We start from the raw sequence: 15,547 nt of genomic DNA, 5'->3' as shown, positions 1-15,547 counted from the left end.
TTATGAAAGAAGAATGGATTCAAGAAGCGGTGAAAATGAGACGAACATTACACCGTTATCCAGAATTATCCGAACAAGAATTTAAAACGACAGCATTTATTCAAGAAAAATTAACAGAATGGGGGATTTCTTATCGTCCTTTAAAAACACCAACAGGTGTTGTTGCGGAGATTGGTACAAAAGAAGGTCCCGTTATTGCGCTTCGTGCAGATATGGATGCATTACCGATTCAAGAACAAACGGATTTAGACTATCGTTCAGAGCATGATGGTGTTATGCATGCTTGTGGGCATGATTTTCATACAGCTAGTTTATTAATGGCTGCGAAAATTTTAAAAGAAAAAGAAGAAAGCTTAAATGGAAAAATTCGATTCATTTTCCAACCAGCAGAAGAAATGAATCGAGGTGCTCGTGCTTTAATTGCTGAAGGTGTATTAGAGGGAATCGATGCAATTATTGGTTTCCATAATAAGCCTGAATTACCAGTTGGAACAATTGGAATTAAATCTGGACCACTAATGGCAGCTGTGGGACAATTTTCTGTGGAATTAAAAGGTGTAGGAACGCATGCGGCAGCTCCGCATAATGGGAATGATCCAATTGTTACAGCCTGTCAAATTATTACGAATTTACAAGCAATTGTGAGTCGTCATGTTTCACCATTGTCACCTGCAGTATTAAGTATTTCTCATATTGAAGGGGGAAATACTTGGAATGTCATTCCAGAGCGTGTTTTCTTTGAAGGAACGATTCGTACTTTTTATAAAAAAGATCAGGAAAAAATTCGCACTTTAATGGATCGCACTATTCATCAAATGGCAGCAATTTATGGACAAGAAGCGCATGTGCATTGGATTATGACACCTCCGGTTGTGGATAATGATGAAGAAGTGACAGAGATTGTAAAAAAAACAACAGAACACTTTGCAACAGTGGTGACTCCTGAATTAACATTAGGTGCAGAAGATTTTGCGAATTATATGGAATATGTTCCTGGGTGTTTTGCGTTTATTGGAACAGGTTGCCCTTATGAATGGCATCATCCGTCTTTTGTAGTGGATGATGCAGCGTTAAAATATGCAATTTCTTACTTTGTAGAAAATAGTCAAGCCTTATTAAATCAATATCAGAAAGGATAAATTCAATGACAAAAACTCTAATTATTATGAGTCATCCTGATGTAGCTCAATCGTCTTCTCAGCAATTTTTATTAGCGGCTATTAATGGGGAAGAACAAGTTTCAATTCGTCATTTAGAATCGATTTTAGCAAAACAAGAAGACAATCATTTTGATAAAACATTAGAACGAGCATTTCTTCAAGAAGCAGACAGAATTATTTTGCAATTTCCATTCTATTGGTATCAATGTCCTAGTGTGATGAAGCAATGGATGGATGAAGTACTGACGTTGAATCTGTCTCAAAAAGATAAGAAGAAAGAATTAGGAATTGTTGTTACAGTGGGTGCTAAAAGAAACCGATATACAGCGGGTGGGTCAGTAGGTTTTGGAATCGAAGAATTATTAAGACCTTATCAAGCACTTGCTAATCAATTAGGCTGGAACTATCAAACGCCTTTTGTCATTTATCAATTTCAATATTTATCGGAGTCTAAAAAGCAACAGTTATTAGTGGACTACTTATATTACTTAGAAAATGGATCCCAGCAGTTTAACGAAAAAGAACAATGGATGTTGGATAGAATGGAGTACTATGAGAATACTCATACGCAACAAGTGAGAGAGTGGATTGTGGAGTTGAAACAAGAAAGAGAAGAATTAGTGATGATGCTTTCAGAAATGGGGAATGAAGCAGATGGATTCTAAATGGATGGAAAAACAAATTGTTACATGGCAAGAAGACTGTCAAGATTATAAAGAACGTGCCTTTTTAGAAGCTTGTAAACAGTTATTATTAGAACAACAGCAGAGAATTGACCATTATAAGGGACAATTAGATGGACAATTGTGGAGTCCAAAAGAGTGGTAAAGTAATGGTGAAGAAGAATATTGCAATAATGATAAGAGTTAAGTCATGTACTTGACTCTTTTTTTATACATAAAAATGTTAGTAGGAGTAAATGGATAAAATAATATATAAAGCGATTTAGGAATATTTAATATAAGAATTCTTCCTGAAAAGAAATTAAAAAAGCAATATTTTTATAAAAGATAGCAATATAATAATTGTGTAAACGTTTTATTAGTAGTATTATGATGTCGAGGTAAAAAAAGAATAACCTTTCGAAAACGATAAGTTTTCGGGAAAACAGGAGGAATATTTATGAAAAAGAAATTAATGTTATCAAGTGCAGCGCTTTTAGCAACTGTTGGATTAGTAGCTTGTAATAATAAAACAACTACTGACAAACCTGCAGAAACTAAATCAGGAGAAAAGAAAACTCTTAAATTAGCAGCTCTTGAATCAGGTTATGGTAAAGAAATGTGGCCTGAGTTAATCAAAGCTTATGAAGAAGCAAATCCAAATGTTAAAGTTGAATTACAATCTAGTAAAGAACTAGAAGACGAACTTTCACCAAAAATGAAAGCTGGAGACTTCCCAGATGTTGTAATGCTTGCATTAGGACGTAAAAAAGCTTTACCAGAAACTTTAATTAAAGAAAAAGGCTTAGCAGATATCTCTGATTTATTCGATATGAAAGTATACGGAGAAGATAAAAAAGTTTCTGAAAAATTATTAAATGGAGTATTAGGTTCTACAGTTACAGATCCTTATCGTGATGGTAAACACTACTTAGCACCAATGTTCTATGCTCCAACAGGTTTATTCTATAACGAAGGATTATTCAAACAAAAAGGTTGGGAAGTTCCAAAAGATATGCCTGCTATGAAAGAATTAGCTGAAAAAGCAAAAGCAGAAGGAATTTCATTATTTACTTATCCAACAACTGGATACTTAGATAGTTTCTTCCCTGCATTATTAGCAAATGCTGGTGGAGTTGATTTATTCAACAAAGCAATGAGCTATGAAAAAGGAATCTTCACTTCTGATGGCGCAACTAAGGCTTTCAATGCATTAGGCGAATTAGTGAAAAATGTTGAACCTTCAACAGTAGCAAACGCTAACCCACAAAGCTTTACTAAGAACCAACAATTATTATTAGACAATAAAGCTTTATTCATGCCAAATGGTACATGGGTAGTTGGAGAAATGAAAGATGCTCCTCGTGCTGATGGATTCAAATGGGCTATGAATGCTGCTCCAGCAATCGAAAAAGGCGGCAAACGTTTCGTTTACTCATTCTTCGAACACATCTGGGTTCCAGAAGCAGCAACTAACAAAAAAGAAGCTAAAGAATTCTTATCATTCTTATATTCTGATAAAGCAGCAGCAATCTTTGCAAAACATAATGCTGCACAACCAATTCAAGGTGTAACAAGCAAATTACCTGCTGAATTACAAAGCTTATACAAAGTTGTAGATGAAGTTGACGGAGTTATCAATGGTAACTTTATCGCTACAAAACCAGTTGAAGGCGTAAATATGAAAGAAACATTATATGGACAAATCGACTCTGTAGCATCTGGTCAAAAATCTGTAGCTGATTGGCAAAAATCAGTTGAAGAAGTTAGCCAAAAATTAAGTGCGGCTGTAGAAAAATAATTCTTCAACTAGTATGAATGGATAAAAAAGGAGCTGGGAAAAGAGGCTCTTTCGGGAAGATAAACTCAGTATTAAGTAGTTTCAAAGTTCCAAGAGTTTTCTTTCAGGAGGTGCCATTCCCAGCTTTATTTTATACTTAAAGAAAAGATAGGAGCATGAAAATGAATAATCGTCGGAAAAAAGAACGTGCTGGTTTTATTCTAGCGTGTATATTACCTGCCATTATATTATTTCTTACTTTCTTAATTTATCCAACGATTGAAGTATTTAGAATGTCTATGTATCGTTGGGGTGGATTTTCTAAGAATAAACAATTTGTTGGGTTTGATAATTTTGTAACTTTATGGAAAGATGAGAATTTTTCAAGAACAATTCAAAATACGATTTTATTAATTGTTGTTGTAACAATTGTAACAGTTGTTTTAGCAGTTTTATTTGCATCAATTTTAACAACAGAAAAGATTCGTGGAAATAATTTATTTAGAATTATTTTCTATATCCCAAATATTTTATCAATCGTAGTTATCGCTGGTTTATTTGCAGCTATTTATGATCCTAAAGGTGGTTTATTAAATGCCATTTTACCAGAAGCATTAGAACGTTTGTGGTTGGGAGATCAATCGGTTGTTATTTATTCCTTAGCATTTGCCTTAATTTGGCAAGCGATTGGATATTATATGGTTATGTACATGGCTGGTATGGCAAATATTCCAGCTAGCTTATATGAAGCAGCTGATTTAGACGGTGCAGGAAAAATTGGTAAATTTTTCAATGTTACATTACCTTTAATTTGGAATAGTATTCGTACAACTTTAACATTCTTTATTATTAGTACGATTAACTTGAGTTTCTTATTAGTACAAATTTTAACAAACGGTGGTCCGGATGGTTCTACAGAAGTATTCTTAAGCTACATGTTTAACCAAGCGTATACTAACTCATCTTATGGGTATGGTATGGCGATTGGGGTAGTAGTATTTATCTTCTCATTTGGATTATCAGGTATTGTAAGTCACATTACAAAACGTGATATCTTAGAATATTAGGAGGCATATTATGAAAATGCAAACTCATTCATTTGAACGTTTATATAAAGCATTTATTTATGTAGCGTTAATTACATTAGCCATTTCCATTATTGTGCCTGTTGGTTGGGTATTTGTCGCATCCATTAAGCAAAATAGTGAATTTTATGGTAGTCCATGGACAGCACCAAAAGGATTTTATTTCCAAAACTTTATTGATGCATGGACTAGCGCAAAAATGGGAGATTATATGTTAAATTCTGTTATCGTAACAGCATTAGCATTAATCATTTTAGTAGGGGTAGCTATTCCAGCTGCTTATGTATTAGCAAGATTTAAATTCCCTGGAAGTAAATTAATTAATACTTTACTAAAAGGTGGATTATTCATTAACGTAAACTATATCGTTGTTCCAATTTTCTTAATGTTATTAGATTGGGATAAAGGATTAAAAACATTTGGTATCACAAATGGATTTTTCTTAAATAACATTTTTGTATTGGCTGTTGTATATGCTGCTACATCATTACCGTTCACGATTTACTTATTATCTAACTTCTTCAAAACATTACCAACAACATTTGAAGAAGCAGCATCTATTGATGGAGCTGGTTATTTTACTACAATGTTTAAAGTAATGACACCAATGGCACGACCAAGTATTATTACGGTAATTTTATTTAACTTCTTATCATTCTGGAATGAATATATCATTGCATTAACATTAATGCCGGGTAAAAGCCAAACGTTGCCAGTTGGGTTAAAAAACTTGTTACAAGCTCAACGTGGAGCGGCACAATATGGTCAAATGTATGCAGGGATGGTATTAGTAATGTTACCAACATTAATTTTATATATTCTTGTTCAAAATAAATTAACACAAGGAATGACCTTGGGTGGTTCTAAAGAGTAGAGAGGAGAAACACCATGAGTAAGACGAAAGGACGTTTAACATTACCAAGTCAAGCTAATTTCCTAAAAGAAACAAAAGAATTAATTGACCGTTGGGGAGCAGATGCCATTCGTGATAGTGATGGAACGAAATTAGACGAAGCAACAAAACAATTAGATGCAAAAATTTATACAACATACTTTGTTGCAAGAAATCATAATGAATTTGCTGAAAAACATATGGAAGAATGTCAACAAATTTATGTAATGTCTAAATTTCATCTAGCAACGTCAAATGAATTAGAAATTCCATTTATGGATGGATATTTTACAGATCAAGTTCAACCAGATTATGTTCATGATGAAAAACTTTATTGGGAAGTCATTGACCGTACAACTGGGAAAGTGGTTAGCGTAGACAATTGGGAATTAGACAAAGAAAGAGATATTATTACAGTTCATGGAGCAGAAGCTTTTCATGAATATACGGTGTCCTTCTTAGTATATGCCATTTGGGATCCTACTCAAATGTATAATCATATTACAAATAACTGGGGTAATGTTCCTCATGATATTCCATTTGATGTCCGTCAGCCGGCGTCTAATGAATATATGCAAACGTATTTAAAAAATTGGTTAAAAGAAAATCCAGACACAGATGTTGTCCGCTTTACAACTTTCTTCTATCATTTCACATTAATTTTTAATCAATTAGGAAAAGAAAAATTTGTAGATTGGTTTGGATATGGTGCTAGCGTTTCTGTAGCAGCTTTAGAAGCTTTTGCAAAAGAAAAAGGCTATCGCTTAAGAGCGGAAGATATTGTAGATGAAGGATATTATAATTCAACATTTAGAACACCAAGTAAAGCTTATTTAGACTATATCGACTTTATTCAAAAATTCGTAGCAACAGAAGCGAAAAAATTAGTAGACCTTGCACATGATGCAGGAAAAGAAGCAATGATGTTCCTAGGAGATAACTGGATTGGTACAGAACCATATGGAAAATATTTCAAAGAAATTGGTTTAGATGCCGTTGTAGGTTCTGTAGGGGGCGGAGCAACTTTACGTATGATTTCTGATATCCCTCATGTTAAATACACAGAAGGAAGATTCTTACCATACTTCTTCCCAGATGTATTTAGAGAAGGAAATGATCCAACGATTGAAGCTAATAAAAATTGGTTATCTGCAAGACGTGCGATTATGAGAAATCCAGTCGACAGAATTGGATATGGTGGTTACTTAAGTTTAGCTTATCAATTCCCTAAATTTGTTGATTACATCGAACAAGTAACAGATGAATTCCGAGAAATTTATGATGTTGTAAAACATACAAAACCATATGTAGGTTTGAAAGTAGCGATTCTAAATGCATGGGGTAAATTACGTACATGGCAATCTCATATGGTGGCACATGAGTTACCTTATAAACAAATTTATTCATACTTAGGAATTATGGAAGCCTTAAGTGGTGCTAGTGTTGATGTCCAATTCATTAGCTTTGAAGATGTCTTAACGACAGATATCTTAAAAGACGTGGATGTAATTATTAATGCTGGTGATGCCGGAACTGCATTTAGTGGTGGGGATGTTTGGAAAAATCCAGAACTACTAACTAAAATTCGTGAATTTGTATATAATGGTGGAGGATTTGTTGGGGTAGGAGAACCAACAGCTGTTCACCATCAAGGTAGATATTTCCAATTAGCAGATGTTCTAGGGGTAGAACGCGAAATGGGATATAGCTTATCTACTGATAAATATTTTACAAAAGAATTAGACACTCACTTCATTACAGAAGATATTAAAGATGTACGCAAAATCGATTTCGGAGAAGGAATGAAGAATGTCTACGGATTAACTGAAAATACAGAAGTGTTAGAATTCAGCAATCCAAAAGTTTCTCAAGAAGTAGAAGGTATTGTAATGCCAGCCAATGCTGAAGGAAAAGAATTTGGTGAAATTCATTTAGCAGCTAATCCATATGGAAAAGGTCGTGGGGTATATCTTGCAGGATTACCTTATAGCCCTGAAAACACAAGATTATTACTTCGTGCTTTATACTATGCAGCTGCTAAAGAACAAGAATTCAAAAAATGGTATTCTTCTAATTTATCTGTTGAAGTACATGCATATCCTGAAAAAGGTTTATATGCAATTGTCAATAATACAAATGAAGCACAAGAAACTGAAGTTTATGATGGTAATGGAAATCATGAATCAGTCATCATGAATCCAAGTGAAATTAGATGGGAGCATATGTGATGAATCCAAAAGTTAGAATATGGATACGAGTAGTCTTGATGGTGATCTTTTTAGTTGTATTAGTAAAAGGACATCAAATGGTTGGAAAACCAGGAGTTGCCACAATGTTAGTAGCTCTAGTAGGCTTGTTAGCTATATTATGGGATTATAACCGTCCATATAGCAACTCGTAAAAAGAAAATAAAGAAGAAAAGGGACAAGGACAACGATTCTTGTCCTTTTTTTGCATGCAAAAAAGAGAGAAAAATACTTTTTGGAAGTAGAGGGGCCTTGCAACTTCGTTGTTAATGATTTTTACTAAATATACATAAAAATTGTATATCGATAAAGAAAGAAAATTTTCACCGTAGCAAAGGAACACAATCCATTGAAAAATGGATTGGTGTTTATTTTCAGTGTATACGTTAAACGGTGCAAAAACAGTGAGGGAAATACTTTTCGGAAGTAGCAAAAATAACATCAGCCATGATGGCTGATGTTATAGGGAAAATTCGAGACCAAGGCTCGAATTTTAGGTATGAGACCGCAAGGGCTGCTACCGTCCTTGCTACTTCAGGAAAGTATTTCCTGAACGATATAAGTAGGTTGACTACCTACCTTTTCTTTGTTACTATCTAATAAAGCAAAATCGAAAGGAGAGACTTTATGACAACCAAACAAATTTTTGATGACATTCTCAAAGTATTTTTAAGAATTGAACATCTAAATGTTTTCAGAAGTATTGCCCCTAACCTTACAATACGCGAAAACAATGTCTTAATTCTCTTGTATTATTACGAATCAGAATTTGGAAAAACACTAACCATCAAAGACATTAGCTGCTTTTATGAAATTAAATCTTCAACAGCCATCCAATTCGTCAATTCATTAGAAAAACATGGGTATATCGTTCGTATGAATGATCCAAAAGATAAACGAGTAACACTAGTAACTTTGACAGATTATGGAAAAGAAGTTGGAAAAATTATTTCTAAAAGAAATCATGAAATGGTTCAAAAAATATTAGCAACTCAAGAAAAAGAAGAATTGGAAAATGCTTTTCAAGTCATCCACAAAATGATTAATACGATTGAAAGTATTCCAATCGAAACACTCTCATATAGAAAGGAAGAAAATGAATGAAACAAATCATGAATCATGTTCGTAGATATCGAGCATTATTAGCAGGAATTGTGATTTTAACGATTTTACAAGTGGGTTCAAGTTTACTATCTCCAACAATTTTAGCTACATTAGTCAGTAATGGGATTTTAAAACAAAACCAAGCGGTAATTTTACAACAGGGGGGATTCATGTTACTGACTTCGACTTTAGATTTAGTGTTATCCATTTTAGTCGTTCGTTTTATCGGGAAATTCTCTGCGGGATTATCAAAAGATTTACGTTTGAGTATGTTTACAAAAATTCAACATTTCTCAACGCAAGATTTCCAAAAGTTTGGAACATCTTCTTATATTAATCGTACAACAAGAGATATTCAAAGTTTAGCGCAAACATTAGGATTTTCAATGAGTATGGTATTGATGGCTCCATTATTGTTAGTGGGTTCTATTATTCTTTCTATTCGTATGAACTTTACATTGTCATTAGTATTATTAGGATCCATTCCATTTTTAGGAATTGCAGTCGCATTATTAGTCAAAACTGTTTCAAAAGACTTTACCATTATGCGTCAAATGACAGATACACTAACACAAATTATTCGTGATTCATTAACGGGGATTCGTGTCATTCGTGCCTTTAATAAGAGTGAGTATGAAGTAGAACGTTTTGATCAAGTGAATGAAAAGTATCGTAAATTAATCTTCGGTATGTATATTAAATTTAGTTTGATTATGCCATTAATGATGATTACGATTAATTTTGCGAATTTAGCGGTTGTTCTTGTGGGAGCTCATTTAATTCAAGCATCTCAATTAGAAGTGGGAGCTTTAATGGCAGTTATTCAATATTCTGTTCTTGTATTAATAGCGTTATTATTACTATCGATTATCTTTATTATGATTCCTCAAGGTCTTGTAGCTGCAAAAAGAATCAATGAAGTATTAGAACAAGAAAATATTCAAACATTTGTGAGCGATGATTATGGGCTAGAAAAAATTGATACAGTAGAATTTAAAGATGTTTCTTTCAAATATGAAGGAGCAGAAAAGGCGATGCTAAATAACGTGAATTTCACTGCAAAAGTTGGAGAGAAAATTGCAATTATCGGTTCAACAGGAGCAGGAAAATCTACACTAGTGAATTTATTAATGCGATTCTTAGATACAAGTTCTGGAGAGTTGTTAATAAATGGAGTAAATATTCGAGAATTTACCGAAAAAGAACTACGCGAGCAAATCGCATTTGTACCTCAAAATCGTATGTTATTTGAAGGAAGTATTCGAGATAATTTAAGATTTGGAAATGAACAAGCAACAGATGAAGAAATGATTCAAGCATTAAAACAAGCGGAAGCGTGGGAGTTTGTTTCTAGTTTAGAAGAAGGACTAGATGCTCACGTAGAGCAAAAAGGAGATAATTTCTCTGGAGGTCAAAAACAAAGATTATCGATTGCTCGTGCATTATTAAAACAAGCTTCGATTTATGTATATGATGATAGCTTCTCAGCTTTAGATGCGAAAACAGAAGCAAAACTTCGTGCAAATTTAGCAGAAATTAATCAACAATCGATTGTTTTTATCGTCGCGCAAAGAATTTCTTCCGTAACAGATGCAACTAAAATTATTGTATTACATGAAGGAAATGTTGTTGGAATTGGAACACATGATGAATTGAAAGAAAGTAACCAAATTTATCAAGAAATTATGAATTCTCAATCAAGCTTAGAAGAAATGGAGGATACGCATGAATAAAACTGTCTTAAAACGATTATTAAGTTATTTAAAGCCTGATCGTGTGATTGTTACGTTTGTATTAGTAGTATCCCTTGTTTCAGTCATTTTAGATGTACAATTGCCTAAAATTTTAGGGGATGCAACGACGTTAATTAGTGAAAGTTATATTGCCTCTAATTATACTTCAGTTGATTTAGCAGGAGTTTTTGCGATTGCGAAGACTTTAGCGGTTTTATACATTTTAGCAGCAGGGTTAAACTTTTTAGGAAAATATTTTATGTCTCGTGTTGCTAGTGATATTATTTATCGATTACAAAAAGAAATTGACGAAAAATTCACACGTTTACCAGTTCGATATTTTGATGAGCAATCAAGAGGGGACTTATTAAGTCGTGCAACAAATGATATTCAAACAATTGATGATTCTTTTTCACAAGTATCGAATCAAATTTTTACAACAGTTCTGACATTCTTTGGAATTATCATTATGATGTTTACGGTCAATATTCCATTGGCGATTATCGGATTTTTAGGGATTCCTCTTTCTCTATTTATTATTGGATTAATTGGGAAGAAGTCTTCTACAGCATTTGCGAATCGTCAAGAAACTACAGGACGTTTAAATGGCTATATTGAAGAATATTATGGCGGACATGAGATTGTAAAAGCGTTCAATTACGAAGAACGTTCGCAAGCAGAATTTCAAGCGTTAAATGATGAGTTGTATGAACATGCTTGGAAAGCACAATTTTTTGCAGGATTGATGTTCCCGATTTCTCGTTTAATTAATAACATTATTTATGTATTTGTAGCGATTGTCGGCGGATTGTTTGCTGCTAGTGGAATGATTACTATTGGTGGTATTCAAGCGATTTTGCAATATATGCGTAATATTAGCCAACCAATGGGAGATGCAGCGAATATGATTGGACTAACTCAATCTATGTTAGCAGCTGCTGAGCGAATTTTTGAATTATTAGATGCAGAGGAAATGGAAGAAGAAGGCGATAAAGAAGAACTTCCAGCTATCGTTGGAGATGTTCAATTTAAGCATGTTTCATTTGGTTATACTCCAGAAGTAACATTAATGGAAGATTTGAATATTGATGTTAAAGCAGGGGAAACTGTAGCGATTGTAGGGCCAACAGGTGCAGGTAAAACAACTGTGATTAATTTATTAATGCGCTTCTATGATATTACAAGTGGAGCGATTGAAATTGATGGGCATAATATTCAAGATTATAAAGTGGATTCTCTCCGTTCAAAAGTTGGAATGGTATTGCAAGATACTTGGTTATTTAAAGGAACGATTCGAGAAAATATTCGTTATAGTCGTCCAGATGCAACGGATGAAGAAGTCGTTCAGGCAGCAAAACAAGCCTTTGCGGATGATTTTATTCGTAAATTACCAGATGGATATGATACGTATATTACGGAAGAAACGGATAATATTTCTGGAGGGCAAAAACAATTATTAACGATTGCTCGTGCGATTTTAGCTTCACCATCTGTTTTCATTTTAGATGAAGCAACTTCGAATGTAGATACGAGAACTGAAATGCAAATTCAAAAAGCGATGGATCATATTATGGAACATAAGACTTCGTTTGTGATTGCGCACCGTTTATCTACGATTCGTAATGCTGATAAGATTTTAGTGATGCAAAAAGGGAATGTGATTGAGCAAGGAACTCATGAAGAATTGTTAGCAAAACAAGGATTTTATGCTGGTTTATACCGCGCGCAATTTGAATAAGAATTGATTTTCCTGAAGTAGCAGAGGACGCCAGTAACCCCCTTCGGGGTCTCTTGGCTAAAAATTGAGCCTAAGGTCTCAATTTTTCCAGTAAAATAATCCACATTCTGTGGTTTATTTTACTTGTGCTACTGCGGGAATTCTTTTTCATTCAAAAATAGAAAGACGAGAGAGCGTATGCGAGAAAAATTTGAGTTTCCTGTAGTAGCAGAAGGACGGCAGCAGCTTCGCTATGCGAATCTCATGCCAAAGCTACTGTAAAAGCAATAAAAAAAATGTGGAGCTGTTTGCTCCACATTTTTTTATTATTCTTCGGATGAAATAAGTCTTTCGATATATTGTTGTCCTAATTCTTCGAATTGAACTTTGTTTTGTAATAATTCAATTACTGATTCTTGGAAAGATTCTACTTCTTCAACAGGTAAGCTACAATGAATCGCTACTACATCTGTAAATTCTTTGTCAACTACAGAAATAGTATTTGTTTCAAGATAGTATTCTAGTTTTCCAACGGTTGAATAATCGATCGTCACTTTTAAAATGGTTTCTAAGCTAGCTTGGACGATACCGATGGCTTTTAGTCCTTCTGCTACAGCACCTGTATAAGCACGAACAAGTCCACCTGCACCTAGTTTTGTTCCACCAAAATAACGTGTGACAACAACCGTAGTATTTTTTAGTGCTTGTTTCTTCAATACTTCTAACATTGGAACACCAGCTGTTCCACTCGGTTCTCCATCGTCCATTGCACGTTGGAATTCATCTCTTTCTCCGATTAAGTAAGCTGAACAATTATGTGTAGCTTTCCAAAGTTCTTTTTTAATAGCTTGGATAAATTCGAGAGCTTCTTCTTCTGTTTCTGTACGTTTGAAATGAGCTATAAAGCGTGAACCTTTAATTTCAATTTCGTGCTGCCCATCTTGACGAATGGTTTTATATTGTTCTAACATAGACTCTCCTTTTAAGAATGTTTTTTAATATTGTACCATAAAACGTGAGTGATAAAAATAATATGAAATAAAACTGTTTTATTTGCAACATAACAAGGTTTTTTATATATTTAAAGTATTATAAAAATCAATTAGAAAGAGGAAAATATGAAAAAAAGTAAATTCATTTTATTAATTGTGTTGGCAAGTGTATTAAGTGCCTGTGTTCAAATTAATACAGCGCCACAACCAACAACGACTACTTCAGTAGCGCAAACGATACAAAGTAATCAAACAACAACAAGTAAAGCGTCAAAACAATCTGCAACGAGTGGAGCGCAAACATCTACACAAAATCCAGTATCTTCTTATAAAGAAGCGATGGAAAAATTATCAGAAGTGTTCTTTAGCCAATATGGTTCTTTAGATATCACTAAAGTTCAATTAAAGTCAGCGCAACAACCAACTGTATATGAAGTTTCTGCAATGGATAATACTACAGAATATGAATATATTTATCAAGCAGATTCACAAACTTTTGTACAAACTGAAATGGATCGAAAAAAAGGAAATATTGCGTATAAACGTGAATATGAAAAAGTGGATGCTTCTAAATTATCTGATGTAGATGAAATTATTTCGATTGCTATGGGGCAATTTTCTGGAGGTCAATTAAAAGATTGGCAAATAGAACGAGATAACGGACAATTAATTTGGAAAGTAGAAATTCATCATAATGGACATTCAATGGAAGTCATTATTGATGCGAATACTAAGGGGATCTTGAAAATAGATGATTAGCTTATTTATCTATAGAAGTCATTTTTTATATATGTTATACTATATTGCACTCAAATTTAATAATAGAAAGGAAAAGATATGAGAAAAGAAATTTTTTCTATAAGAAAAATTAAAAAAATTGCTGGATCAGTCGTGATTGGGTCTGCATTATTTGGAATGGGCACTCCAGTAAGTGCCGCAAGTCCATCAACTTATCATTATGTTGACGAAGCAAATTTAACAGAACAAGAAAAAGCTCTTCTTCATACGGAAGTTCCACCTCAGGATGAAGAAGTGTATTATTTAATTTACCGTAAAATTGAACAAGTACTTCCACAAACGGGAGTAAGAGAAAATATGGCATTTACTGCTGCAGGATTATTAGCTGCAAGTAGTATTGTTTTAGTCGTTTCTAAGAAAAAACGTCATAAAATTTTAGGAGCATTATTAATCACTGCTTCAGGAGCAGCAACATTTATTCCTTCTCAAGCAGTAGCAGTGGAATTAAATCAAGTGATTCGTGCTACTTCAAATGAAGGAGTAGTACAAATTGATGGCTATCGTTATGTTGGATATTTAAGTGAGAAAGAATTAAAACAAATTTCTCATCCAGAACAAGCGAAAACTACTGTAGAAGATCCAGCTGAAGAAGTTACTCCAGAAGTTCCTGCAACTGTAGTAGAGAAAAAAGAAGAGACAAGAATTGAAACAACAACTGAAGAAATTCCGTTTGAGACAATTACACAGGTAGATACAACATTAGAAAAAGGTAAGAGTCGTGTTCTTTACGCTGGACAACCAGGAGTTCGTACAATTCAAACTCAAGTAACAGTTGTGAATGGAGTAGAAACAAGAAAAGTTTTAAGTTCTGAAGTAACAAAACAACCAATTTCACAAATTATTGGGGTAGGAGCAAAAGAAGAAGCTCCAGTGAAACCAACTTCAGTAGTTGAGAAGGAAACACCAAAATCAACTCCAGAAGTGAAACCTGAAATACCAAAAGTAGAAGTGACAAAAGGCACACAGGAACTAGGAAAAGAAGGCCAAGCCTTAACGCAACCAACTTTACCAGAACATACTGAAAAAATTGAAGTAAAAGGTACTCAAGAAGTAAAAGAAGGTGAGAAGCAAGGTGAAGCATTAGTACAACCAGTTCTCCCAGAATACCAAGAGGCAAAAGGGACACAAGAGGAAGATAAAAAGGGTCAAGCCTTAACTCAAACGGAACTTCCAGAGTATCATGAAGCTAAAGGCGTTCAAGAAGTGCAAGAAGGTGAGAAGCAAGGTGAAGCTCTTGTACAAACATTGCCAGAATACAGAATTACTGAGGAAACGACTGAAAATGACGTTGCATTCAATACAGAAGAAGTATTAGATTCTACAAAATATGTAGGTGATGATACTGTAACTCGTGAAGGTGTTAAAGGTGTTCAAAAGA

Annotated in this window: 14 protein-coding genes; 13 read left to right on the top strand and 1 reads right to left on the bottom strand. The window is 33.9% G+C overall.

Annotation, left to right across the window (positions count from 1 at the left end; translation table 11 throughout):
* The first annotated feature begins 2 nt into the window (after positions 1 to 2).
* The 11 genes from RYL55_RS03380 (at position 3) to RYL55_RS03330 (ending at position 12,400) form a co-directional block, all read left to right on the top strand.
* Positions 3 to 1,139 (top strand): amidohydrolase, encoded by a 1,137-nt coding sequence (locus RYL55_RS03380; RefSeq protein WP_315007289.1) that lies wholly within the window; start codon positions 3 to 5, stop codon positions 1,137 to 1,139.
* Positions 1,140 to 1,144: 5 nt separating this feature from the next.
* Complete coding sequence (locus tag RYL55_RS03375) at positions 1,145 to 1,825, top strand: NAD(P)H-dependent oxidoreductase (RefSeq protein WP_315007287.1); 681 nt, start codon at positions 1,145 to 1,147, stop codon at positions 1,823 to 1,825.
* Complete coding sequence (locus tag RYL55_RS03370) at positions 1,815 to 1,988, top strand: hypothetical protein (protein ID WP_315007285.1); 174 nt, start codon at positions 1,815 to 1,817, stop codon at positions 1,986 to 1,988. Before RYL55_RS03375 ends, RYL55_RS03370 begins: the two co-directional genes overlap by 11 nt.
* 294 nt (positions 1,989 to 2,282) lie before the next feature.
* Positions 2,283 to 3,623: a carbohydrate ABC transporter substrate-binding protein gene (locus RYL55_RS03365; RefSeq protein ID WP_315007283.1), complete on the top strand. Its 1,341-nt coding sequence runs from the start codon at positions 2,283 to 2,285 to the stop codon at positions 3,621 to 3,623.
* Between the two features lie 161 nt (positions 3,624 to 3,784).
* A complete protein-coding gene (locus RYL55_RS03360) occupies positions 3,785 to 4,669 on the top strand; it encodes a sugar ABC transporter permease (protein WP_315007281.1) in 885 nt (294 codons plus the stop codon).
* 10 nt (positions 4,670 to 4,679) lie between these two features.
* Complete coding sequence (locus RYL55_RS03355) at positions 4,680 to 5,561, top strand: carbohydrate ABC transporter permease (protein ID WP_315007279.1); 882 nt, start codon at positions 4,680 to 4,682, stop codon at positions 5,559 to 5,561.
* 14 nt (positions 5,562 to 5,575) lie between these two features.
* A complete protein-coding gene (gene gnpA, locus RYL55_RS03350) occupies positions 5,576 to 7,807 on the top strand; it encodes a 1,3-beta-galactosyl-N-acetylhexosamine phosphorylase (protein WP_315007277.1) in 2,232 nt (743 codons plus the stop codon).
* Positions 7,807 to 7,980: a DUF6903 family protein gene (locus tag RYL55_RS03345; RefSeq protein ID WP_315007275.1), complete on the top strand. Its 174-nt coding sequence runs from the start codon at positions 7,807 to 7,809 to the stop codon at positions 7,978 to 7,980. Before gnpA ends, RYL55_RS03345 begins: the two co-directional genes overlap by 1 nt.
* 472 nt (positions 7,981 to 8,452) lie before the next feature.
* A complete protein-coding gene (locus RYL55_RS03340) occupies positions 8,453 to 8,929 on the top strand; it encodes a winged helix DNA-binding protein (RefSeq protein WP_315007273.1) in 477 nt (158 codons plus the stop codon).
* Positions 8,926 to 10,662, top strand: a complete 1,737-nt coding sequence (locus RYL55_RS03335; RefSeq protein ID WP_315007272.1) for an ABC transporter ATP-binding protein — start codon at positions 8,926 to 8,928, stop codon at positions 10,660 to 10,662. Before RYL55_RS03340 ends, RYL55_RS03335 begins: the two co-directional genes overlap by 4 nt.
* Positions 10,655 to 12,400, top strand: a complete 1,746-nt coding sequence (locus RYL55_RS03330) for an ABC transporter ATP-binding protein (protein WP_315007270.1) — start codon at positions 10,655 to 10,657, stop codon at positions 12,398 to 12,400. The genes RYL55_RS03335 and RYL55_RS03330 overlap by 8 nt, the downstream gene beginning before the upstream one ends.
* A 305-nt stretch (positions 12,401 to 12,705) precedes the next feature.
* On the opposite strand, the gene RYL55_RS03325 is transcribed toward RYL55_RS03330, so the two are convergent.
* Positions 12,706 to 13,350: a YigZ family protein gene (locus tag RYL55_RS03325; protein ID WP_315007268.1), complete on the bottom strand. Its 645-nt coding sequence runs from the start codon at positions 13,348 to 13,350 to the stop codon at positions 12,706 to 12,708.
* A gap of 147 nt (positions 13,351 to 13,497) precedes the next feature.
* On the opposite strand from RYL55_RS03325, the gene RYL55_RS03320 reads away from it, so the two are divergent.
* Positions 13,498 to 14,130 carry a PepSY domain-containing protein gene (locus RYL55_RS03320; protein ID WP_315007266.1) on the top strand — a complete coding sequence of 211 codons (633 nt, stop codon included), beginning with the start codon at positions 13,498 to 13,500 and terminating at the stop codon, positions 14,128 to 14,130.
* A 78-nt stretch (positions 14,131 to 14,208) separates the two neighbouring features.
* Positions 14,209 to 15,547: G5 domain-containing protein (locus tag RYL55_RS03315; protein WP_315007265.1), on the top strand; the 1,339-nt coding region annotated here is incomplete at its 3' end.

This window comes from uncultured Granulicatella sp., from assembly GCF_963515615.1.
Lineage (GTDB): Bacteria > Bacillota > Bacilli > Lactobacillales > Aerococcaceae > Granulicatella.
The sequence above is the reverse complement of the archived record's forward strand: the minus strand, read 5'-3'. Positions and strand labels throughout refer to the sequence as shown.

What these genes read in the sequence shown, in the direction of transcription:
- RYL55_RS03380 (WP_315007289.1), top strand. Translation starts at nt 3, where the DNA reads ATGAAAGAAGAATGGATTCAAGAAGCGGTGAAAATGAGACGAACATTA.
- RYL55_RS03375 (WP_315007287.1), top strand. Translation starts at nt 1,145, where the DNA reads ATGACAAAAACTCTAATTATTATGAGTCATCCTGATGTAGCTCAATCG.
- RYL55_RS03370 (WP_315007285.1), top strand. Translation starts at nt 1,815, where the DNA reads ATGGATTCTAAATGGATGGAAAAACAAATTGTTACATGGCAAGAAGAC.
- RYL55_RS03365 (WP_315007283.1), top strand. Translation starts at nt 2,283, where the DNA reads ATGAAAAAGAAATTAATGTTATCAAGTGCAGCGCTTTTAGCAACTGTT.
- RYL55_RS03360 (WP_315007281.1), top strand. Translation starts at nt 3,785, where the DNA reads ATGAATAATCGTCGGAAAAAAGAACGTGCTGGTTTTATTCTAGCGTGT.
- RYL55_RS03355 (WP_315007279.1), top strand. Translation starts at nt 4,680, where the DNA reads ATGAAAATGCAAACTCATTCATTTGAACGTTTATATAAAGCATTTATT.
- gnpA (WP_315007277.1), top strand. Translation starts at nt 5,576, where the DNA reads ATGAGTAAGACGAAAGGACGTTTAACATTACCAAGTCAAGCTAATTTC.
- RYL55_RS03345 (WP_315007275.1), top strand. Translation starts at nt 7,807, where the DNA reads ATGAATCCAAAAGTTAGAATATGGATACGAGTAGTCTTGATGGTGATC.
- RYL55_RS03340 (WP_315007273.1), top strand. Translation starts at nt 8,453, where the DNA reads ATGACAACCAAACAAATTTTTGATGACATTCTCAAAGTATTTTTAAGA.
- RYL55_RS03335 (WP_315007272.1), top strand. Translation starts at nt 8,926, where the DNA reads ATGAAACAAATCATGAATCATGTTCGTAGATATCGAGCATTATTAGCA.
- RYL55_RS03330 (WP_315007270.1), top strand. Translation starts at nt 10,655, where the DNA reads ATGAATAAAACTGTCTTAAAACGATTATTAAGTTATTTAAAGCCTGAT.
- RYL55_RS03325 (WP_315007268.1), bottom strand. Translation starts at nt 13,350, where the DNA reads ATGTTAGAACAATATAAAACCATTCGTCAAGATGGGCAGCACGAAATT.
- RYL55_RS03320 (WP_315007266.1), top strand. Translation starts at nt 13,498, where the DNA reads ATGAAAAAAAGTAAATTCATTTTATTAATTGTGTTGGCAAGTGTATTA.